The 20880-nt window shown below is 46.4% G+C and carries 24 protein-coding genes; 6 read left to right on the forward strand and 18 right to left on the reverse strand.

The window, feature by feature from the left end; genetic code table 11:
• Nucleotides 1-333, reverse strand: a 333-nt coding sequence (locus VK497_01350) for a hypothetical protein (protein ID HMI09028.1), incomplete at its 3' end; no start/stop codon positions are given.
• 38 nt (nucleotides 334-371) lie between these two features.
• Nucleotides 372-1340, reverse strand: a complete 969-nt coding sequence (locus VK497_01355) for a sigma-70 family RNA polymerase sigma factor (protein ID HMI09029.1) — start codon at nucleotides 1338-1340, stop codon at nucleotides 372-374.
• Between the two features lie 100 nt (nucleotides 1341-1440).
• Between VK497_01355 and VK497_01360 the strand changes: the two genes are divergently transcribed.
• Both VK497_01360 and VK497_01365 read left to right on the forward strand, forming a co-directional pair.
• The gene (locus VK497_01360; protein ID HMI09030.1) at nucleotides 1441-2010 is read left to right on the forward strand and encodes an AAA family ATPase; all 570 of its coding nucleotides are present in this window, start codon (nucleotides 1441-1443) and stop codon (nucleotides 2008-2010) included.
• Nucleotides 2011-2026: 16 nt separating this feature from the next.
• Complete coding sequence (locus tag VK497_01365; GenBank protein HMI09031.1) at nucleotides 2027-2584, forward strand: prepilin-type N-terminal cleavage/methylation domain-containing protein; 558 nt, start codon at nucleotides 2027-2029, stop codon at nucleotides 2582-2584.
• Between the two features lies 1 nt (nucleotide 2585).
• Here the strand turns inward: VK497_01365 and rpoD are convergent, their stop codons facing one another.
• The gene (gene rpoD / locus VK497_01370) at nucleotides 2586-3593 is read right to left on the reverse strand and encodes an RNA polymerase sigma factor RpoD (GenBank protein ID HMI09032.1); all 1008 of its coding nucleotides are present in this window, start codon (nucleotides 3591-3593) and stop codon (nucleotides 2586-2588) included.
• Complete coding sequence (gene dnaG, locus VK497_01375) at nucleotides 3580-5334, reverse strand: DNA primase (protein ID HMI09033.1); 1755 nt, start codon at nucleotides 5332-5334, stop codon at nucleotides 3580-3582. The genes rpoD and dnaG overlap by 14 nt, the downstream gene beginning before the upstream one ends.
• A 56-nt stretch (nucleotides 5335-5390) precedes the next feature.
• Here dnaG and VK497_01380 point away from each other — a divergent pair, with 56 nt between their 5' ends.
• On the forward strand, nucleotides 5391-5999 hold the full coding sequence (locus VK497_01380) for a hypothetical protein (protein ID HMI09034.1): 609 nt from the start codon (nucleotides 5391-5393) through the stop codon (nucleotides 5997-5999).
• Here the strand turns inward: VK497_01380 and VK497_01385 are convergent.
• The 5 genes from VK497_01385 to VK497_01405 form a co-directional block, all read right to left on the reverse strand.
• Nucleotides 5989-6333, reverse strand: coding sequence for an MmcQ/YjbR family DNA-binding protein (locus tag VK497_01385; GenBank protein ID HMI09035.1), 345 nt, complete (start codon nucleotides 6331-6333; stop codon nucleotides 5989-5991). The two genes, VK497_01380 and VK497_01385, sit on opposite strands and share 11 nt — an antisense overlap.
• Before the next feature lie 2 nt (nucleotides 6334-6335).
• On the reverse strand, nucleotides 6336-6878 hold the full coding sequence (gene orn, locus VK497_01390; GenBank protein ID HMI09036.1) for an oligoribonuclease: 543 nt from the start codon (nucleotides 6876-6878) through the stop codon (nucleotides 6336-6338).
• Between the two features lie 98 nt (nucleotides 6879-6976).
• Nucleotides 6977-7543 (reverse strand): hypothetical protein, encoded by a 567-nt coding sequence (locus VK497_01395; GenBank protein ID HMI09037.1) that lies wholly within the window; start codon nucleotides 7541-7543, stop codon nucleotides 6977-6979.
• A gap of 162 nt (nucleotides 7544-7705) precedes the next feature.
• Complete coding sequence (gene msrB, locus VK497_01400) at nucleotides 7706-8098, reverse strand: peptide-methionine (R)-S-oxide reductase MsrB (GenBank protein HMI09038.1); 393 nt, start codon at nucleotides 8096-8098, stop codon at nucleotides 7706-7708.
• Nucleotides 8099-8107: 9 nt separating this feature from the next.
• The gene (locus tag VK497_01405) at nucleotides 8108-8518 is read right to left on the reverse strand and encodes an MscL family protein (GenBank protein ID HMI09039.1); all 411 of its coding nucleotides are present in this window, start codon (nucleotides 8516-8518) and stop codon (nucleotides 8108-8110) included.
• Nucleotides 8519-8728: 210 nt separating this feature from the next.
• Between VK497_01405 and VK497_01410 the strand changes: the two genes are divergently transcribed.
• Nucleotides 8729-8926 (forward strand): hypothetical protein, encoded by a 198-nt coding sequence (locus VK497_01410; GenBank protein ID HMI09040.1) that lies wholly within the window; start codon nucleotides 8729-8731, stop codon nucleotides 8924-8926.
• Nucleotides 8927-9070: 144 nt separating this feature from the next.
• On the opposite strand, the gene argS is transcribed toward VK497_01410, so the two are convergent.
• A complete protein-coding gene (gene argS, locus VK497_01415; protein HMI09041.1) occupies nucleotides 9071-10759 on the reverse strand; it encodes an arginine--tRNA ligase in 1689 nt (562 codons plus the stop codon).
• A 48-nt stretch (nucleotides 10760-10807) separates the two neighbouring features.
• Here argS and VK497_01420 point away from each other — a divergent pair, with 48 nt between their 5' ends.
• A complete protein-coding gene (locus VK497_01420) occupies nucleotides 10808-11386 on the forward strand; it encodes a hypothetical protein (protein ID HMI09042.1) in 579 nt (192 codons plus the stop codon).
• On the opposite strand, the gene VK497_01425 is transcribed toward VK497_01420, so the two are convergent.
• From VK497_01425 to VK497_01435, 3 genes are all read right to left on the reverse strand, one after another.
• Nucleotides 11367-12959, reverse strand: coding sequence for a CTP synthase (locus tag VK497_01425; GenBank protein HMI09043.1), 1593 nt, complete (start codon nucleotides 12957-12959; stop codon nucleotides 11367-11369). The genes VK497_01420 and VK497_01425 overlap by 20 nt on opposite strands.
• 82 nt (nucleotides 12960-13041) lie before the next feature.
• Complete coding sequence (locus VK497_01430; GenBank protein HMI09044.1) at nucleotides 13042-13539, reverse strand: hypothetical protein; 498 nt, start codon at nucleotides 13537-13539, stop codon at nucleotides 13042-13044.
• 31 nt (nucleotides 13540-13570) lie between these two features.
• The gene (locus VK497_01435; protein ID HMI09045.1) at nucleotides 13571-14566 is read right to left on the reverse strand and encodes a serine hydrolase; all 996 of its coding nucleotides are present in this window, start codon (nucleotides 14564-14566) and stop codon (nucleotides 13571-13573) included.
• 232 nt (nucleotides 14567-14798) lie between these two features.
• Here VK497_01435 and VK497_01440 point away from each other — a divergent pair, with 232 nt between their 5' ends.
• Nucleotides 14799-16010 (forward strand): Glu/Leu/Phe/Val dehydrogenase, encoded by a 1212-nt coding sequence (locus VK497_01440; protein HMI09046.1) that lies wholly within the window; start codon nucleotides 14799-14801, stop codon nucleotides 16008-16010.
• Nucleotides 16011-16032: 22 nt separating this feature from the next.
• Here VK497_01440 and VK497_01445 read toward each other — a convergent pair whose 3' ends face one another.
• The 5 genes from VK497_01445 to VK497_01465 are packed head-to-tail and all read right to left on the reverse strand — an operon-like array spanning nucleotide 16033 to nucleotide 20846.
• Nucleotides 16033-16614 carry a class IV adenylate cyclase gene (locus tag VK497_01445; protein HMI09047.1) on the reverse strand — a complete coding sequence of 194 codons (582 nt, stop codon included), beginning with the start codon at nucleotides 16612-16614 and terminating at the stop codon, nucleotides 16033-16035.
• Nucleotides 16615-16639: 25 nt separating this feature from the next.
• Complete coding sequence (locus VK497_01450) at nucleotides 16640-17143, reverse strand: VOC family protein (GenBank protein ID HMI09048.1); 504 nt, start codon at nucleotides 17141-17143, stop codon at nucleotides 16640-16642.
• A 34-nt stretch (nucleotides 17144-17177) separates the two neighbouring features.
• On the reverse strand, nucleotides 17178-18233 hold the full coding sequence (locus tag VK497_01455; protein HMI09049.1) for a ribonucleotide-diphosphate reductase subunit beta: 1056 nt from the start codon (nucleotides 18231-18233) through the stop codon (nucleotides 17178-17180).
• A gap of 10 nt (nucleotides 18234-18243) precedes the next feature.
• Nucleotides 18244-18417 (reverse strand): hypothetical protein, encoded by a 174-nt coding sequence (locus tag VK497_01460; protein ID HMI09050.1) that lies wholly within the window; start codon nucleotides 18415-18417, stop codon nucleotides 18244-18246.
• A 29-nt stretch (nucleotides 18418-18446) separates the two neighbouring features.
• Nucleotides 18447-20846, reverse strand: coding sequence for a ribonucleoside-diphosphate reductase subunit alpha (locus VK497_01465; protein ID HMI09051.1), 2400 nt, complete (start codon nucleotides 20844-20846; stop codon nucleotides 18447-18449).
• Between the last annotated feature and the right edge of the window lie 34 nt (nucleotides 20847-20880).

A 20880-nucleotide genomic window follows, 5' to 3' on the forward strand; every position in this document is an offset into this window, starting at 1 on the left:
TTCGTAATCGTCAAGTTCGTAGAGCGGCCATGAAAAAGCTTCGAGAAGTTCATTCAAGATAGGGATCTGCGTAAAGAAATCTTCGGGCGGACGCTTGCGGCCGGCTTTGTAGGTCGGCATAATTTCGAGGCGCTTTCGAATACTAGTTCCCTTTTTATCCCAGGCAACGGCAACATAATCGGGTTCTAGTTTTTTGATAAGTTCGAGTGCAAGACTGGCAAATCCGAAGACTCCCCCAGTTGGCGTACCGTCGCGCGTCGAAAGACCAGGCATGGCATAATAGCCGCGGTAGAAGACGGATTTTCCGTCAATAATAGCGAGTCGTTTCGGCATGTTTTTATTATACCCTGTTACGGAAGTTCTAGATAAGATTATTGATTAGTCTTTCGCCTTGCATCCGGCAACGAGATCCCTGATCGTTTTAAAGCTCTGGCTATAGCCTTCTCTACACTTGCACGTTGAATGTCCAATTCATCTGCAATTTCATCTATAGATTGACGAGGACGCGCCACGCCTACAAGTCTGCGAAGAATATCTTCTTGTTGTCGCGTGAGACTCGGCAGGACCGTGTTAAACTCCTCTACGCTCACTTCTCCCTCATCAACCGTCCGTCTATCCACTAACGGGATAACCTTCGCTTCGGCATCTGTTTGATCACTCAGTAACGAGTTAGCTTCAAGCCATGCCTCAAGACTAATAGGGTCTTTCATAAGTCGCATTTTCTTCACATCCTCTACTGGCACTTCCATGTTTTCTGCTAATACTTCCGCATCAGGTTTTGTTCCTGTTTCAGCTTCGATGCTAACTTCGAGCTTCAGTAATTCTGTCACGACGTAGTAGATATGTTCTGGCAAACGAACCATTCGACCCCTTTGAACAATCCCTCGTTGTATAGAACCCCATATCCATTCATAGGCATACGTCGAGAATTTTATCCCCTTATTTGGATTAAAGTGATCGGCAGCCCTAAATAGCCCTAGATTCCCTTCTTGCACCGCATCAAGCAGAGGCATGCTACGTCGGTCAAAACTTTTGGCAATACTTATGACTAGCCGCAGATTAGATTTAACCATTCTATCCCACGCTTCATCACCCAGAATTTTATCTATCTCTAGCTCAGTCCTTTCCTCCTCTGTGGGGTTGTCTTCGGCAATGAGCTGACGAGCTGCTTGTCCATCTCGGATAAGGTGACCTAAAATAGCTTCTTCTTCCTCTGTAAGTAACGGCTCTCTCCCTACTTCAATTGCGTACAGTCTTATATTTGCACGCCTAGAATCTTCAAGTGCTGCCGTCATATCAGCTTTGGATGAAGAAGAGTCTAGTGGTGAAAGCTCATTCATTCTTTACATATTATAGCATATATTTGTTATAAATGTAACGATAGGTTGTTACGGCATAAATGTTTGGCGTCTCAATATCCTCTCTGTTACACTAAAGATCATGAAACATCACGAAAACGTTAAAATCATCGCGCTTGTTGGCCTGACAGGCAGCGGAAAAAGTACGGCTGTCGATTATTTGACCGAGAAAGGCTACCCGAAAGTTTACTTCGGCGGAATCATCTATCAAGCAATGAAGGACGCTGGCATTGAAATTACCTTTGAAAGCCAAAAGGAGTTCCGCGAAAAAATCCGCGAAGAAGAAGGCAAAGATTTTGTCGTTAAACGCGCGATCAAGCAGGCACGTGATCTGATCGCATCGGGACAACACCGTATTGTTTTAGATGGTATTTACTCTTGGACCGAATACAAACTCGTGAAGCATGAGTTCCCCGGCGAGTTAACCGTTGCAGCGATTATTGCGCCAAAACATCAGCGTAAAAGCCGCTTGGCTATTCGCGCAGAACGTCCGCTTACTTCATCTGAAGTTGACCAGCGTGACTGGGCAGAAATTGAGAACCTCGAAAAAGGTGGTCCGATTGCTATTGCCGATTATTTCATTACCAACAATGGTGACCTTGAACATATGCAAAAGCAGATTGACGACATCCTGACGCACATCGACTTCTAAATGGTATAATCACATCATGAAGATAAGCAAAAGCGGTTTCACGTTAGTCGAGCTACTTGTCGTTCTTGTTGTTATCGGAATTTTAGCCAGTGTTGTTATTGTTTCGTTTAATAACATTCAGGCAAAATCACGTGACGCCGAACGCATATCTGACTTACAAAATATCGCGGATGCTATTTCGTCGTATCGTGCAAAATATGGAAATGATATCAGTACCGGTAGCGGCTGCGGCGATCTAGGCAATGGTAGCGGATGGTTCAACCTTCAAAATGCGACGTACCCTAAAGCGATCCTGACATGCCTTACCGAAAAGGCTTATCTGACTACTGCGTTTATTGATCCGTTCGGATGCACGACCACGACCGAAGCAGTCTCGGCGACATGTAGACGGCAAGGATACGCCTACATGAAATTTACCTCTGGTAGTGGCGATACAAGCGTTACCTGTGTCTACGCCAAATTAGAAGCAAGCGGTAGCACCTCTGACTTAACGAGCGCCAATCCTTGCACCGCTGCATCGTCCAGTACCGTAGCGACAAGCTTCGGTATGAACTACGCTGTTTTAGTTAAGTAATCTAACCTAAGTATTCGTGAAGTTTTTTAGCATCTTTATGTTTGCGAAGTTTCGCAAGTGCTTTTGCTTCGATTTGACGGATACGCTCGCGGGTAACCGCAAATTCCTGGCCAACTTCTTCGAGCGTATGCGATTTGCCGTTTTCTAGGCCAAAACGCATTTTAACGATCTTTTGTTCGCGTTCGGAAAGTGTTGATAGAACTGCTTGGACTTGTTCTTTTAGCAGCTGCGAAGTCGCAGACTCTTCTGGGGTTGCACCGTCTTCGTCTTCGATAAAGTCACCAAGAACGCTGTCTTCGTCTTCACCGTCGCGGCCAACGCCAGCATCAAGCGACGTAATGTCCTGCTTGATTTTAATAACGTATTCAACTTTTTCAGGTTCCATCTCGAGTTCTTTGCCAAGCTCTTCGATGGTTGGTTCGCGGTTAAGCTCCTGTGTCATGCGGCGTTGGGTACGAAGCAATTTGTTAATTGTTTCTACCATGTGTACTGGGATACGAATGGTTCGTGCCTGGTCGGCAATCGCACGGGTAATAGCCTGGCGAATCCACCAGGTTGCGTAGGTACTAAATTTAAATCCCTTGTCCGGGTCGAATTTTTCAACGGCACGTAACAGTCCCGTGTTTCCCTCTTGGATAAGATCAAGAAAATCCAGGCCACGGCCTGAATAGCGCTTGGCGATTGAAACGACAAGACGCATGTTTGCCTCGGCCATTTTGTCTTTAGCCTTTTTTTCACCAGCAACAACGCGCTGGGCAAGGGCAAGTTCTTCTTCTGCGTTTAGTAGTGGGATTTTACCAATTTCACGAAGGTACAGACGAACACTGTCGTCACTCACATCGTCAAAATACTGGCCGCTGTTTAGCGTATCTTCATCAGTGTCTTCTTCGTCGACAAGTTCATCGATTGCAGGTTCGTCGATGTCGCTTAGCGGGCCGCCGCTTGAATCGATTACTTTATTGCTGTCATCTTCTTCTTCGACGGGTGCGATAATATCATCTTTGGCCACGAGTTATCTCCTTTATAAGTGTGTTCAGCTGTGAGCGCAGTTCTAACGCTTTTGCGTCATCGCCCGCACTTTCAGCCTCACGCAACTGATTTGTTAATTGTTCTTGGGTTTGTTTCTTGTGTTCATTTGCTACTTGGCGGAGCAACCGTGCTGTTTCGAAGTAACGATCTTGGTCGTTCCAGTCAGCATATCGGGCGTCGGCCTTTAATAGTAGTATTTTAACATACGTATCGAAGTTTAGCAATTCCGTAGGGGTTGTTTTTAAAATTGAACCTGCATGAGTCGCGAGGTATTTTGCTATTGCCCTGCGCTCCTGCCCTGCAAAAATTTCTGGATCCGTATGAACGAATAATTCCTGGCTAGGAGCATCGATCATCGCAACAGACAATAAATTATCTTGGTAGGCGGATATATCTTGAGCTATCGATCCTGCTGACGAAGCGATTGGTTTTCGTTTGGGTGCTTGGTCAAGTGGAGCAATCGACGTTAACTTTGCTTTGACTGCATCTAATGACGAGCCAATCATGTCGGCGATTTTTTTCTCATAATGATCCTGTTCAACCGCATCTTTTAGTCCGCGTACGACGTTTAGCGCAGCCGTCGTGAAATTACGCTTACCCGCTGCGGTTGTGATATCTTCGCGCTGGCTATATTGATCTAGAATCCAATCAACGGCAGGTTGTGACGATTCGATAGCTTGCTTCCATAGCGTCACGTCTTGCTGAATAAGCTCGTCGGGGTCTTTGGCATCACCTGGCAAAGTAATAATCGTGAGTTCTACGCCAACTTCGCTGGCAATCGGAATTGCGCGTTCGGTAGCCGCAATTCCCGCCTTATCGCCATCAAATGCTAATCTAACGTTGCCCGTTAAGCGCCGGAGCGCCCTCAGGTGATTATCCGTCATGGCCGTTCCGGCTGATGCGACAACCGGCAGAACGCCTGCCTGGTGACTACTGACGACATCCAGGTTTCCTTCAACGATCACCGCGTAGTCGTTCGTTCGGATTGCTTCTTTTGCCTGCGAAAGACCAAATACGTGACGACCTTTATCATAGAGAAGCGTTTGCGACGTGTTTAAGTATTTCGGCGCGTTTGGATCGTCGTCGATAATTCGGGCGGTAAAACCAATCACCTGCCCTGTAGCGTCCATCAGTGGCACCATCATACGGCCGCGGAACATATCGCTACCAAAACGATTCGTCAGTCCCGCGTCAGTAACTTCTTTTTTAGAAAAGCCTTTCTTGTCTAAAAAACGCACCAAAGCATCACCGCTAGTAGGCGCGTAGCCAATTCTGAAATCCTCGACGATTTTTTTAGATAGCCCTCGTTTTTTAAACACATATTCAAGTGCGTGCTGGTTTTTCAGTAAACTCTGCTGGTAATAGATTGCCGCCAAGTCATTCGCTTGGTGCAAACGTTTTTTACGCTGCGCCAAGTCGCGGCTTCCCGAAGATTCGTAAATGCTTAGATCGACGCCTGCTTTTCTCGCTAAATGTTCGAGCGCCTGGCGGAAGTCCATTCCTTCGACTTCCATGATAAAGCTGAACACATCGCCGCCCTTGTTTGAAGAAAAATCATGCCAAATATGTTTGTCGGGACTGACAAAAAAGCTAGGGGTTTTCTCGCCGCTAAACGGGCTAAGTCCCTTGAAGTTACGTCCGGCGCGTTTAAGCTGTACGTATTCGCCAACGACGTCCTCGATATTGAGTTTCGCCCTAACCTCTTCTTTGGCATCCTGCATAGTTTGATTATAACACTCTTTACCTCTGTAAATGTTTGTGCTTAAATAGCGGTAGTATGCAACCAGACCAAAACGAATACCCTATCGATTATTTGAATCAGATTGCGCCTGAGCAAAAAAAGCCGCTGATGAATAGTAAGGTACTCCTTGTCATCGTTGGTATCGGGGCTATCTTAGCCGCAGTCGTAGGTTTTTTGCTTTTGATTAATAGTGGCGGCGCAAGTGATAGTCAGAAATTACAGACATTAAGTGCCCGCATGCAAACGCTTGAAAAAATTTCTAAATCGGCCGAAAGAAATATTAAAAGCAGTACGCTTCGCTCAACCAATAGTACGCTTTCACTGTTTTTAACCAATGCGAACCGTGATATCGCGACACCGTTAAAAAACAATGGTATAAAGACAGCCAATCTAGACAAGACTATCGTCAAAAAAGAGGATGGTGCCAAGGTTACCACTACACTTGAAAACGCCAGACTCAACGCTGTCTACGATCGTACGTACGCAAGAGAAATGAGCTTTCAGCTAGATACCGTTGCCAGCCTCATGAAACAAATCTACACAACAACAAAAAGTAAATCACTAAAAGATTTCTTACTTTCTACGGATACAAACCTAAAGCCAATTAGAACGCAGCTTGCAGATTTTAACGCAGTTAATAGTTAGTGCCGGATACTAACTGGTAACTGTGGCGTGCAAGATCTTTTATTTCCATGTCGCTAAGCTGGCCTGAACAAATAATCGTGTTCCAATGTTTTTTGTTCAGGTGATATCCCGGTACGACTGTCTCGTATTTTTCACGTAATGTTTCGGCTAGTTGCGGGTCGCATTTCAAACTGACACGAAGCGGTTTGCTGTCGTCACTGATAATTGCGAATAGCTTGCCCTCGTCAGCTTCCTTATCCCCGACTTTGTATACAGATGTGCCCTCACCAAATGGAAAATCCAGCCAGGTGTTTGGAAAATCGAGTAAGTATTTTTCAAGTTCTTTATGGGTCATGTCTACACTTTTAATTTCTTTAGATAATATTCAAGTTCCATGATGCTGCCGCGAATGTCGCCAAGCGCACGGTGTTCTTCGGGTTTAGCAAACTTCTTTTTAAATTTGCCTTCAAATACAACCTTCCACGCGCTCACATCGAGCATACGGTAATGAAGCCGGGCATCTAGCCGTGGCCACTGCGCAGTAATAAACCGGCGGTCCATATGAATTGAATTTCCGCCCAGTAGAACAGGTTTTTCGTCGTCGAAGTGCTTTTTGATAAATTTCAGTAGGTCTTCTTCAATTACCTGTAGGTCTTTGCCGTCACCGTTTTGTGCTTTTAGTCCATCGCGTGCCGCAGGATTTGCATCCCAGAAGACACTATTAGTCGCGATACGTTCTTCAAGCGTCATATTTTCGTTTTTAACGATACCTTCAAACGTCGCGATTTCATTAAAATCCCAATTGGTTGCAATGGCGGCAACTTCTAAAATAAGATCATTTTCAGCATCAAGGCCGGTCATCTCTAGATCAACCCAGAGGATTTTTGCGTTTTTAGTCATATCGTCATTATACGGTCATGGAGTATGGGGCGTCAATTACGCGACGCCCCTCTTCCATCCCCTCGCTGATTTCCCGCAGTGAGGTCCGGGGGCTAGATTTACAATCTCATTGTATTTTTAGTCAGCCGCAGGAGGTCCGTGCCATCCCATCTATAGAGCTCCGCATCAAGCCCTTTGAAGCTGCTTGCCCAAGCAGTGAAAAGATCGCCCTTTCTCAGTACCTGAATGAACTGTGCCGTACCCACTTCCACTACTTCAGCAGAAGGCCTGATTGGCACAACTTCTCCGTAACTAAGGGGCCGCCACATGTCCGATCCAGACTCCGTGTCGCCACGATAGTAGGTGATCTCTTCCTCTCTCCCTTCCTCGTCCTCGAACGATCCTGCTCGAAAAACGACAAGAGCCTGACTTTCGTCAATCTCTTGTTTGTTCGAGCAGACGACGAGCCTTGGAGCTTCGAGGTCTAGGGCGACAGCTTTTATGTGCGCACGTGTGTCACCTTCCTGATTGCGTAACCGGTTATCTACCACTGGTAAGAAGCCGGGTTTATCCGCACGACCAACTAAGATCCCACGAACAACCTCTCCAGACTCTAGGGTAAACGACTCAACGTCCACCCCGGCCTTGATGATTCCTCCCTCCACCGTAAAAGCATTGATTCCCATCGTTTACTCCCCAGGTTGTGGTTTTGCCGGATTACAAAAAGCTTTCAATTTTGTAATAAATTGAAAGCTCACCACGCGGGACGAATGATTTCGTTCCTCGTGGTGAGACTTCAAATATGGATCAACAATACAAAACCCTTGGCAAAGAGTCAAGGGTTAGGACTATTTCTTAGGCGTGAATTTCAGGCTAAGCGAATTAATACAGTATCTTTGATCGGTGGGTATGTCTAGTCCTTCCCCTTCAAAGATATGGCCTAAGTGGCTTCCGCAGTTATTGCACGTCACTTCGGTTCGGTTCATGCCATGGCTATCATCGGTAGTAAACACAACAGCATCTGGTTTGGCATCATAAAAACTTGGCCAGCCACAATGTGCGTCAAATTTCGTCGTGCTGTCGAAGAGCACCTGTCCGCAAGCGGCGCATGCATAGACCCCGTCGGCATACAGCCCATCGTACTCACCGCTAAATGGCGCTTCGGTTGCTTTTTTACGAAGCACTTTGAACTGTTCAGGCGAGAGGATTTCGCGCCACTCTTTGTCGGTTTTTTTCACCATAGGACCTACCTACTCTTTCTTTTTATCAATACGGTCTAACTTGGCAAGATGAATTAACTGGTAAATCACAAGCGCTGTCGCAAGCAGGGTAATAATAGCCGACAGGATTGCTCCCCAAGCAAAAGCAAGACCGCCATCTCCTTGTGCGTTCGGCGCAACGACGACCCATTTTAATTTACTTAGATCTACCCCGCCGATTATAAACCCGACAATCGGGTTGATGAGGCCGTCAACGATTGATTTAACCGCGCTGCCCGCTGCAGTACCCACCGCTAGACCAACCGCTAGACCGACGACACCTTGTTCACGGACAAAGGTCACAAACCCGCCTACGTGATTTGTTCCATGCTCTTTAATTGCTTTTGCGTGTGCTTTGGCGATTGCCGCTTTGGATGAATTTACTGATTTATTTTCTGCCATAAGATCTCCCTATTTGTTACTGTCATTATATCACTGTCGTGATTAAGTCTTAACGTCAGAGTTGACGTTGTATTAATTACATAGTAAACTAATGACTGTTATGAAGTCAGTGCAAACCCTCTCACGGCAGCGATCGACACAATTGATCCGCTGTTCGTGATGGACGGAATTCGCTTGAGTTTATAATAACCATGATATAAACCAAGCGTAATGTTCGGACGTTTGTATTGTGGGCCAGGCTTTAACAATCTATCGGAGGTACTTGTGGCAGCAAAACGTCTAGGAAACAACGGTCACTTCCCTCTCGTACAAGATCTGCGGGCTATCCGTCAGCGTCCGTCAACAATCGAGGTGCGAGACCGAAAACAGGACCTTTTGCTCCAGTTGCGTCTGCGAGGTCTTCAGTGACCTTAGCGATGTGATCAAATAGATGGTGGGGGCGGACAAGAACGCCCGGCTGTATATTCTCCGTCGTGACCCGAAGGAGAAGCCTGAAGGAGGGAGAGCGAGAAGGCAGGCTTACAAGCTCGTCTTCTCGCCCCCTCAAAAACCTTACATTCTTGAAGGAACTTCGATACCAAGCAAACTGAGCCCGTGCATAAACACGTGGCTTACTTTTTTTAGAAGCTGCAAACGAGCTGCTTTTTCACTGTCAGATACGTTTGGTAGGGCTACTGGCGTTTGTTCGTAATAGCGGTTCATTTCACGCGCTAGTTCGTATAGATACGTCGCGACTTTATGCGGTTCTAAATCGCGGGCAGCCAAGCTGACTGCGTCCGGATATTCCAAAAGTTTTGCGAGCACGGCTTTCTCAGCTTCATAATCATAATCGTCAAAAGATACGTTTTCATCAGTCACGTTATCCGAAATAATCTTATTTACCCGTACCGCGGCGTACTGGATATATGGTCCGCTAAATCCAGTCAGCGCGAAGATATGATCCCAGTCGAATAAAATATTAGTCCGGCGATCAGCAGCAAAGTCACTAAACTTAATTGCACCAAGGGCAATCTTTTTTACGTCGTCTTCACTGACATCACGGCCCTCAACAATTTCATGCGCCTTGGCTTCGGCCGTATTTAGCAGCTCTTCCATCAGGACCACACCTTTTCGGCTGCTCATTTTTTCGCGAACGCCATCCTCGTTTAATTGGTCAATCATGCCAAACCATAGATGTATAAGTTCAGTGTGAATACCGAGTTTTTTCGCCATCGCGAATAGCTGCGTGAAGTAAAATTGTTGTTCACTACCCACGGCATAAATAACACGATCCGGATGCCAGTTCTCTTCGCGGTATAAAATCGTTGCAAGGTCAGTCGTCGCATACAGCGCCGTACCGTTTGATTTTTGCACCAGCAGCGGTACGTCAAATCCGAATTCATCAAGCGGAACGATAATCGAACCGTCATCGTTCTTTACGGCAACACCGCTGTCGAGCAATTTTTGAACGGCTTCTTTTCCTTTTGGTGCAAAAAATGCCTCGCCTAATTCATTATCTGTCGAAATCTTTAGACGTTTCATAATTTCATGGATATGCGTTAAGGAAATCTCGTTAAAACGCTTGCTGTAGCCGGCAGCCTCTTCGTCACCATTTTCAAGTTTAACCAGCCAATCCTGTACTTGATTAGCTAGTTCAGTTTCACCGCGCTCTTTCTCTTCCTTCAAGGCTTTTTTGGTTTCGATATAAATTCGACCAAGTTCATAAACGCCGCCTTTGGTTAGCGCGTCATCACTACTGAATTTCAAAAAACCAACAACCCAAATACCAAACGGGGCTCCGTAATCGCCTAAGTGATTATCAGTGATAACTTTCCAGCCCGACGCTTCCATCAAGCGTTTAACAGCCCAGCCTTGGTTGCCCGGTCGCAAATGCCCGATACTATATGGTTTTGCCATGTTTGGGCTTGGGTATTCAACGACAACTGTTTTACCGGCGCCATCGGTGTTTTCCCCGTAAACCTCACTCCATTCCTGATCAAGACGCGATGCTAATTGCTTTGCCGCGATACGTAAGTTAATAAAGCCGGGGCCGGCAATTGTCACTTCTGAAAATTCATTAGTTTGGCGTAATTTGCCAGCAATCTCTTCGGCAATTTCCCGTGGATTTTTGCCAAGCGGTTTTGCCAATTGCATTGCTACATTTGTCGCATAATCCCCAAATTCCGGATCAGGACGCGTAACGGTCGGTTCTATATCGAGTTGATATAGTTCCTTAATGCAGTTGGCTAGATTATTTTCCATCGTCACAAGTATATCACTTTTCACCCCTGTAGAGTATAGTGGCTTATCATGAGTGTTGAAATTTCTAGAGTTACGACAGAAGATGCAAGCCGTATTCTTGCTCTTACAGCCCAGGATCTTCGTGAAGCACGCCTGTCAGAAGATGAAGTGTTAGCTATTGCCAATTCTTCCAATCCCGAACATATAAAGAAGCAGGAGCAAAAATTAAAACTAAAACCTGAGCTTTATAAGGTAGCGCTGCTAGACCAAGACTTGGTTGGATTTGTAAAAACCAACGAGTGGTTCACGGGTGATCAAAAGCCCTACGCTACGCCTTATGAGCACTATGCCCTTGCCATGCGTAATCTCTTCCACAGCCATCGCCTCAAGGGTAATCCTCTTGGCATATTCTCCCTTATCGCGGCTAATGATGCCGATAAAGACCGGTTCGAAATAGCATCAGCCCTCCTAGACGAGGTACTCGAAGAGCAAGACACCAGAGAAGTACGTATAGGCGTGAGTTGGAATGAACCTTTAAGGCCTCTGCTCGTTGAGGAATATGGATTTCAACCAACAGGTCAGCATGGAGAAGTCTTCGGTATTCCTCACGAACTTCACGTCAGGAAACCTAAAGCACACTCCGAATAAGACCAGCAAAAAGCGGATGAGGCCTATTAGGCCTGGAGCGAAATTCAGGGTGAGCCTGAGTTGCCACGAAGTACGAGTGATCTTTTGCCTCAATAAATTCAACCAGCTTACCGTCTGGCGAGGTGCCGCTAATTTCTAAGCCGCCCTTTTTAATATCATCTATAAATTTTTGGTTCACCTCATAACGATGGCGATGTCGCTCAACTATTTTGTTCGCACCATAAATTTCTGCCAGTTTTGATCCCTTTGCGAGTTTTGCCGGATAGTCCCCAAGACGAAGGGTTCCGCCTGTGGATTCTTTACCTGCCTGTCCTTCCATGATGTATACAACGTTCTGCTTGGTATCTTCAAATTCTGTGCTATTTGCCTTTTTTAAGCCAGCCTTCCTAGCACTAGCTATGACCGCTACCTGCAAACCCAAACAAATCCCGAGGTATGGAACGTTATTATCCAGTGCGTAACGCGCTGCGGCAATTTTACCTTCAATACCACGCGATCCAAAACCGCCGGGAACCAAAAGAGCATCGACGGCGGCAAAATCCTTATCCTCGGCTGTTTCGGCATTAATCCACACCACTTTTAGGCCAACTTCTTCGCTCCAGGCCGCACTTTTTAGCGCTTCCAGAACGGAAATGTACGTGTCTTCGTTGTCCATATATTTTGCGACAAGGCCAATTGAAATAGTCTTTTTAGGCTTACTTGTCTGGCGTCTAATGATATCTTCCCATTTAGATAGATCCGGAGTTTTTGTAAAGCCAGAGAATTTTGTAAGCATTTTGTGCAGGCCGTTTCCAGCGATTGTAAGCGGGACACGAAATACCGTATCGGCATTGGGCAGCAGCAGTACGTTCTCTTCGGGAACACCACCAAATAAGCTGATTTTCTTAGCAACGCCAATTGGCGCTGGTTCGTCGGTACGAACGACAACACTGTCTGGTACGATTCCAAACCCGCGAAGATCATTCAGCGCATTTTGCGCAGGCTTGGTTTTAAATTCTTTGCTCGTGCCAATAAACGGCACGTAGACAACGTGAACGAATAAACAGTTCTCGCGGCCGACTTTTTGTGAAAATTCACGAATTGCCTCGACAAAGCTAAGGCCTTCGTAGTCACCCACGGTCCCGCCAATTTCGACAATGTGAATATCACTTCCCTTGCCGGCTTTTGCTATCGCCCGTTGAATAGCATTCGTTAAGTGTGGCACAAGCTGTACGGTCTGGCCTCCGAATTTACCGGCGCGTTCGTCCGCAATAAGTTCTGATAATAATTTGCCAGATAATGTGGCGTTTTTCTGTGTTAATTCCAAATCCAAAAAACGCTCATAATGGCCTAGGTCAAGGTCCGTTTCGGCGCCATCTTTAGTCACGAAGCATTCGCCATGTTCCGCAGGATTCAAAAGGCCCGCATCTACATTGAGATACGGGTCACACTTTTGAATCGAAACGACAGCACCTTTGGCTTGTAGGACAGCACCTATACTAGCCGCGGTAATGCCCTTTCCTACCCCCGAGAGCACACCCCCAGTTACAAATATGTATTTTTCTTTTTGTCCCATGTTTTCGTTCGTCTCCATGGGACTTCATTGTAGCACATTATTTGCGTAAAGCGCTACATATAGCGTGGTATGTTGTCTTTTCTACGCTTTATGTGGAAAACTATATATCTCGCACAGGGCCGTCGGCGTGAAGCTCTTCAATGGTAAATTTGCCATCTGATTCACGATTAAACTCTACATGATAGACGTTCTTAAATCCGTCATCATTCCTTTTGATACGAAACGCAAATTCGGCATGACTATCGTGTTCGTTTGACGCCACGGCGCCTTTATAGATCGTCAGCTGGCTCGGCCTACTAGGTGCTATATCATACTGATACGTTTGTTTCTGACCGAGCACGCTAAAGTAATCGATCCGTACGGGCCGTTCAGAATGATTAGTTACCCATGCCATGACGGTCATCGTACCGCCATCTCGATGTGCTTTTACGTTATCGAGCGTAATACGAGGTACGATTTTATTCCCATGCTCATCAACAAGTGGAGGCTCTTCGGATCGTGCGTCTGAAGTTGGAATCTGAGGCGCGTCTGGCTGTGGTGCGCCCTCAAACGGGTCTTTACCCTCCATGAATCGTCCTAGCCCATCAAGAAATCCCATATATACTTACTATACTTCTCTTATTAAAATATTAGTAGACCATGCGGCCGTTTTGGACTTCTTGCGGAGCTGCTTTAAGCTGTGGCATTGCGTCTTCTTGTGGACGTGGCGCACGGTCACCCTCGAACCTTAGCAAATCTCGTCCAAATGCCTGCAGGGACATTGTTGCGCTATTGGTTATCGTACCTGCCGGCTGCTCATAGTTAGTCGTCATAAGTACGTACCGGAGCTTATGGCCATTCTTGGCATTTTCAATAACCCCAACATCGTGACGATTATTTCCCTCCGGATCATTTAACTGGCCTTGTTTATCAATCACCGTGATGTTTTCTTTGTCTTTTACCTGGCTACGTGGCCCGTAATCGTCAAAGATATTCGTTGCAAGCGCGTTTTTGACGGATGCCGCATAGGCATCGTCTTGCTTGTAGAGATAATCAACCATAAAGTTCGTTTCGGCAGGTGTCGTATAGCCAAGCAAGAAGCCTGATGTTCCCGCTACGGGTTGCAGTTTCGTCACCTTCAGATTTGGGTAATCTTGCTCATAGCGGGCGTTTACCGCATCCGCACCACCCAGCACTTTGTTGACAATAATTCGCACCGCAGTATTGCCCGAATGATTAAGCATGTCGAATAAGACATCACGGACTGTACCCGTCAACGGTGAACTGTCCGAGTCATACACGCCCGCCCCCGCGCGGCGGTCGCTTGCATCCCAGCTTACCTGGGTATCCAGCGTCGTCTTACCTTCGCGCAGGTCTTTTAGGAGTAACGACGTTACGAAAAGTTTACTAATACTTGCTGCATAATGTTCATAATTGGCGTTGTGCGAATAAACGGGCTGGTTGTCGGTTAGGTCGTACACGATAGCGCTTGTATCGATTCCTAATTTTTCATTTTCCCGTACTTGCTGAGCCAATTGAAGTTTTAGAATAAGACGTTTTGCATACCAAGAAGCATCTTGGTGTTTTGCGTCCTGACGGGTTGTTGCTTGAGCTAAATTGGTGTTATCTATTGGTGCGTCGATCATGGTACTACCATTCCTCCTCACGTTATAGTTTTTAGGTCACCAATCTATTTTAACAATAAGCTTAAGCGTCCTTTTAGATTTGAGTGGGATAATTGAGCCTATTTTGACGCCAACAGGTTAAATAGTGAGTGGTAATTTCGTCATCATCAACATGCCGTTTGTTGTCTTTTATGCCTACCGTTCAAAAACCAGTAGACGAAACAGGCAGTAAAGGTTCATACTATAACCTACTATGAGTAAAGCTATGTTAATGACCGCCCAGACCAATATTCGAAGTGCCGCAAAAAGACTAAATTATGACGAAAAAGTCATTGAAGCCCTCTTAGAAGCCGAAGCCGAACATATTTTCGAAATTGAATTAAATGATAAAAACTACCCTGCTTATCGAATCCAACACAATAGTAAATTAGGTCCGTACAAAGGTGGTATCCGCTTTCATCCTGGCGTGAACATCGATGAAGTACGCGCTCTTGCGACACTTATGAGCTTCAAGACGGCAGCCGTAGGTTTGCCACTTGGCGGAGGTAAGGGCGGTATCGCAGTCGATCCCCGCGAACTAAGCCCTGAAGACGTCGAAACGCTTGCTAGGCGTTATGCACGACATCTTGCGCCACATATTGGCTCAGGCAAAGATATACCGGCACCTGACGTGAATACCAACGCCAAAATCATCGACTGGATGGTTGATGAGTACGAAAAAACGGTTGGTAAAGCTGATAAGGGAAGTTTTACGGGAAAATCCATGGTAAATGGCGGCTCCGAGGGTCGCCCCGCAGCAACCGGACGGGGTGGCGTTATTACGCTCGTAGAGTACCTTAAAGCGCGTGGGCTCATCGATAAACCGCTTACCGTAGCGCTGCAAGGCTTCGGTAACGTTGGTTATTATTTTGCCGAGGTCCTAAAGAAGTATCCAAATATTAAAATCGTTGCCGTCAGCAACAGCAAATATACTTGGGTGCAGCCAGAAGGTATAGACATCAAAAAAACAACCATGGATACTGATGCTACGCCTCGCCCAGAACAGTTAACCGATCTTCAGACAGTCACTCCTGCACCAGCAACGGATATTATTGGCGTTAAAGCCGATATTCTTGTACTAGCCGCTCTCGAAGACGCACTTACCGAGGCTAATGCTGGTAAAGTTCAGGCCTCAATCGTAGTAGAGCTAGCGAACGGGCCTGTGACGAGTGCCGCGGAAAGCATTTTGGAGAAAAAGAATATCATTACCCTTCCTGACATTATCGCCAACGCCGGCGGCGTAATCGTGTCATGCCTTGAATGGCAGCAGAATTTAGTAAGCGAATCCTGGACCGAGGAAAAAGTAAATAAGATGCTTGCAGAGCTTCTTGAAAAAGCTGCAAACGGTATGATTACGCGTGCTGACGAAGCAAAAATCACGCTTCGGCAAGCAGCATTCGAGCTCGCGCTTGAACGTCTTGTTTAGCTAATTTATATCAAATATGATATCAGCCACTTATAATTTTAGAGAGTGGCTGATCAAACGTATGCCGTGGAATCGTGACGAGCTTATCCGCGTCTCCATGAGGATACTGCAATTGATATAGTTCTGTCGTGCGGCCAAAAACCGCGTTTTTCCAGTCAAAGCCAAGTTTCTTGGCTACTTCTTTGACTGCTTCTTCCGTACGGCCTTCGATCTCGATATACGGATCGAGATGAGGCCATTCATCGAGTACTACCTCGGCATCATCTAGACGCCAGGTTTCACGGCGTGACTCTTGAAATGATTTATATGGAAGGCCCGATTGTTCTAAAAGTGCCACCGTCCCCTCAAAATCACTGACCGTTACTTCAATCTCTTTTGCACCCGTGAGTGAATTCTCGTCCACTTGCTTGTACGTAAGGGTGACTTTATTGCCCTCATCACGTACACGTACGAATGAATGCTTTTCACGCATACCCGGCGTTTCAATAATAGCCCGTCGCATATGGCGCATCGGCTGTTCGCACGTTGCTCCGAGCGCGTCAAGTTGCCCCCGCAGCGTAGCAAAGTCAACGTTAGGAAATTTTACTTCAATTTCTGTCTGCACGTGAAACTCCTGACTATAATGAATATTATGGCTTGAGTGTATTTTCTATACGGACCACAGCACCGAGTTGCTGTTCATGAAATTTCACCGAAATACCCGCGGCTTTCAGACCGGCTTCAGGATTAATTAATTTGTTCAGGCCTTTTGTTGAAAAGGATAGGTCACCATGACGCTTCATGAACCTGTCCAGACTACCGACAATCACGAACTCAACATGCTCAAGGCCCTCTGGATAAGGCGAACCCTCTTTGGGTGCGGGTAATTCCAGATACGGCACAGTCCATCCTCCAGCGTTTAAATATTCTTTAAATTCAAACGTAGCGATTGGCCGGCCACTAACTTCATTTTCACCGAGTAGCAAAGCTTCCTCGCCCAACAAGTGAAGAAGTTCGTCGTAGCGCTCGGTTGTTTCTACGCGGTAACAAACATGATCCATCATCGATAGCTCGCTAGTATCAATGCCTAGCGTATCAAGCCCTGCATTAATGTTTGCGATAAATGGTTCGTAGTCGCCAATTAGCCGTTTCATGCAATCTTCCTATGTGTTGGTAGTACGTCAAATATTATTTAAGAATACTTGTATCTGGATCGTTCTCGTCGCGGTCAGCACTTGGACTTTGGCCCTGAGGCTTCTTTGATCCGCCGCCAGAGTTTACTTCGTAACTGGTGTTGGTACTTTCAAAGAAGTTTACGAGTTCAAGCGTGTCGTTAGCCGTTGCCATCCATTTTGCCGGGTTACTCACTTTGTAGTGCGCGTCAAAACCAAGTTCTTCAAGACGGCGGTCAGCTAGGTATTTCACATACTGGTTTATGTAATCGCTGTTGAGGCCCAGGATACCGTTTGGCAAAAGGTCTTTGTTGTAGGCTTCTTCCATTTCAACGCCATCAAGGATCATTTGCTTGATTTCATTAGCAAATTCTTCAGTTTGAAGATCTTCGTTTTCTTCAAGTACCGTAAGGATGAGGTTTATGCCAAACTTAAGGTGCAGGCTTTCATCTCGGACAACCCAGTCAATGAGTGAACCGAAGTTGCGCAGCAGGTTTCGCTGGCGGAATGAGAGTGCCACCATGAATCCGCTATAGAACCAGATTCCCTCAAGGATGATGTTATAGGCAACGAGGTTACGGACAAAATCTTTTTTGCCTTCGGTCGTCGTAATATCAAGCGTCTGTTCGGTCATGCGCTTAATAAACTTGGTTTCGAACTCTTCTTTTCGCGCCATCGATGGCGTATCAACATGTGCTGAATAAGCAGTGCCCCGGTCAATCGGGAAGGTTTCAAGCACGTACTCAAAACTCATACAGTGGTTAGCTTCTTCCCACATCTGCTTGGCTAGGTACAAGTGACACTCGGCCGCGTTGACGTATGGGTACACGCCAAATGCGAGTGCTTTATTCACGAGTAGCTCGTTCGGGTTAAAGTAGCTCATCAAAAACGTCAACGCGTGGCGTTCTTCGTCGCTCATCTTTTTCCAGTCGGCGAGGTCCTGGCTTAACTGGATTTCGTTTGGAAACCATGTGTTTGATACGGCTTGGTCATAAAGATCCATCGCCCATTGGTAATGAATCGGCTTGAGGAGCAGTCCGTCCTGAATACCTGTTCCTAAAATTCCTGACATAGTTTCTCCTTTATTGACAGCCTTCGCACATGGTCAGATCAGCTGGATCGATTGGTGCGGCAGTAGTACCATTTGCTTTGGCTTCGTCATTTGCTTGTTCTTGTGCGTTTTTCATTGCTAGTTCGATGGCTTCTAGTTTTTGCTCTAGTGTCATGTCGTCGTTGATGATTGTGCTTGCGTTCATACCCATTGTTTTATCCCCCTAATTTCTTTCTATGCTACTTGTTTTGCTTTAGCGAATCCGAATCCTGCTTTTCGTGGTCCGGCGCCGGTTTCGGCTTTGTTTACCTTGACCGTACTTTGCTCGGCCTGATGCCGCGGTTTGACGTGTAGGTAATACGTTGTCTTGAGCCCCTTCTTCCATGCCGTACTGTAGATATCCACGTACTCGTCAATATCACGGGTTTCAAGATACATGTTTCGTGAAATCGCTTGGTCAACCCACTTTTGTGCGCGGGCTGCGACTTCGATAAAGGCATACGGACTCAGCTGGAAACTTGTTTTGTATACGTCTTTGATGTGCTGCGGAATAACGTCGATCTGCTGGACATCACCTTGCAGACGAAGTACGTCTTCTTTGACCGTGTCCCAAAGGCCAATCGCTTTTAGGTCATTCACTAAGTTGCCGTTCACTTCAAGGAATTTGCCGTTTAACGTTGCGCGGCTGAAAATCTGCGCGAACTGCGGGTCGATACCCGGAGTCGTACCGGCAACGTGCGCGATGTTAGCCGTTGGAGCGATTGCCATAAGAGTTGCGTTACGCATACCTTTTTTGACTTTAGCGCGAAGCTTTTCCCAGTCAAGGCGAGTCTTACGGTTAATCTCAACCTTTACTTTACGGTCAGCAGCTAACTGGTCAAGCGTATCGAATGGCAAAATACCCTTGCTCCAGCCGCTTCCCTTGAACGTTGGGTAGCTGCCGCGGGTCTTTGACATATCTGCTGATTCATCGATTGCCTGGTAGCTAATGAACTCAGTCAACTGGTCCATTAGGTCATAGGCCTCTTCGGATTCATAGCTGTAACTTAGCTTTTCGATAACGTCGGTAAAGCCCATCATGCCAAGGCCAAGCGCACGGTTTTGCTGGTTAGAGTGCATTGCTTCTGGAATTGGCGTATTAGTGATATCGCACAGGTTATCAAGCTGGCGAATTGCGCTGCGGGTACTTGCGGCTAGGCGGTCCCAGTCCCATGTCTTGTCTTCATTAAGGTGCGCTGACAAGTTAATACTAACGAGGTTGCAGACTGCCGTATTGTCTTTGTCCTGGGGCAACGTAATCTCAGTACAAAGGTTTGAAAGGTGGATCGTACTGGTGTTATTGTTGAGCGCACGAACGTTGATCGTATCTTTCCACGTTAGCCATGGGTGGCTAGTTGCCTGCAACGTAATCAGGATCTGGCGGAATTGTTCACGGGCTTTTAGCTTAGTAAACTCACGCATTTTTCCAGCTTCAGCCAGTTTAACGTATTCTTTATACTTAGCGGAAAATTCTTCGCCGTAAAGTTCTGGCAGGTCAGATACTTCAGCTGGATCAAACAAATACCAGTCTTGGTCCTTTGATACGCGCTTCATGAACTCGTCACTAATAAATACGGCGGTATTTGCGAGTCGCGTACGAAGGTACGGGTCACCCGAGTTTTGTTTCAAGTCCAAAAACTGTGGGAAGTTCAGATGCCAGTTTTCCATGTAAAGCGCGGCTGCGCCAGCTTTTTTACCCTTACGGCTAACGGCAAATAGCGCGGTGTCGATCATCTTCATGAAAGGAATCGGGCCGGTTGATTCAGTGTTCGTCGTTTTAACCGGACTACCTGCTGCACGAAGCTTATTTAGGCTGATCCCAATACCGCCGGTGCCTTTGGCGATCCACATGACATCGCGAATACCCTTGGCGATTGCTTCCATGTCGTCCTGGACTTCAATAAGGAAACAGTTCGAAAGCTGCGGGAACGAACCGCCTGCGTTCACGCGGGTTGAACCACCAGGAACGTAGTTCAGGTTACTCATGTGCTTGTAAAAATCAATTGCAGCGGCCGTTGGATCTTCTTCGTTAAAACTTAGACCCATAGCAATACGCATGTGCGTAAACTGTGGAACTTCAATCGGTGCCCCACTTTGTTTACGAAGCGCGTAACGGTTTTTGTTAGTAACGACACCCAGGTATTTACTTAGGTGGTCACGGCTTGGGTCGAGCGCTTTCGCTAGTTTCTTAATATCAAAGATTTTCGTGCTCATTCGCGTATCGAGTAGGCCGTCGGTGATACCTTGCTTGATATATTCAGGAAACTTTTGCTCGTGCAGCTTTTTGAGCTCAACGTCCGTTTCGTAGTCGCCCAAGATATTCTTGTAGACGTTCTTAAGCAAAAGCCGTGCCGCGATCTTGTCAAAGTCAGGATCGTCTTTGACGTTTTGAAGCGCCGTGTGAATGACAGCTTCGTCAAGTTGTTCTGATGTAATACCATCAAATAATGTTAACTGTAATTCGGTCGCGACTTGAACAACCTTACTGATTTGATCAGGTAGTCCTTCACTTGCTGCAACTAACGCCAAGTTGATTTTATTGGCGTCAAATGGTTCGCGGGTGCCATCTCGCTTTACCACATTGATAGTACTCATACCCTATTCCCTCTTTTTGTTATATGTTGACCTT

It is taken from the genome of Candidatus Saccharimonadales bacterium, from assembly GCA_035317825.1.
Taxonomy (GTDB): Bacteria; Patescibacteriota; Saccharimonadia; order Saccharimonadales; family Saccharimonadaceae; genus DATHGB01.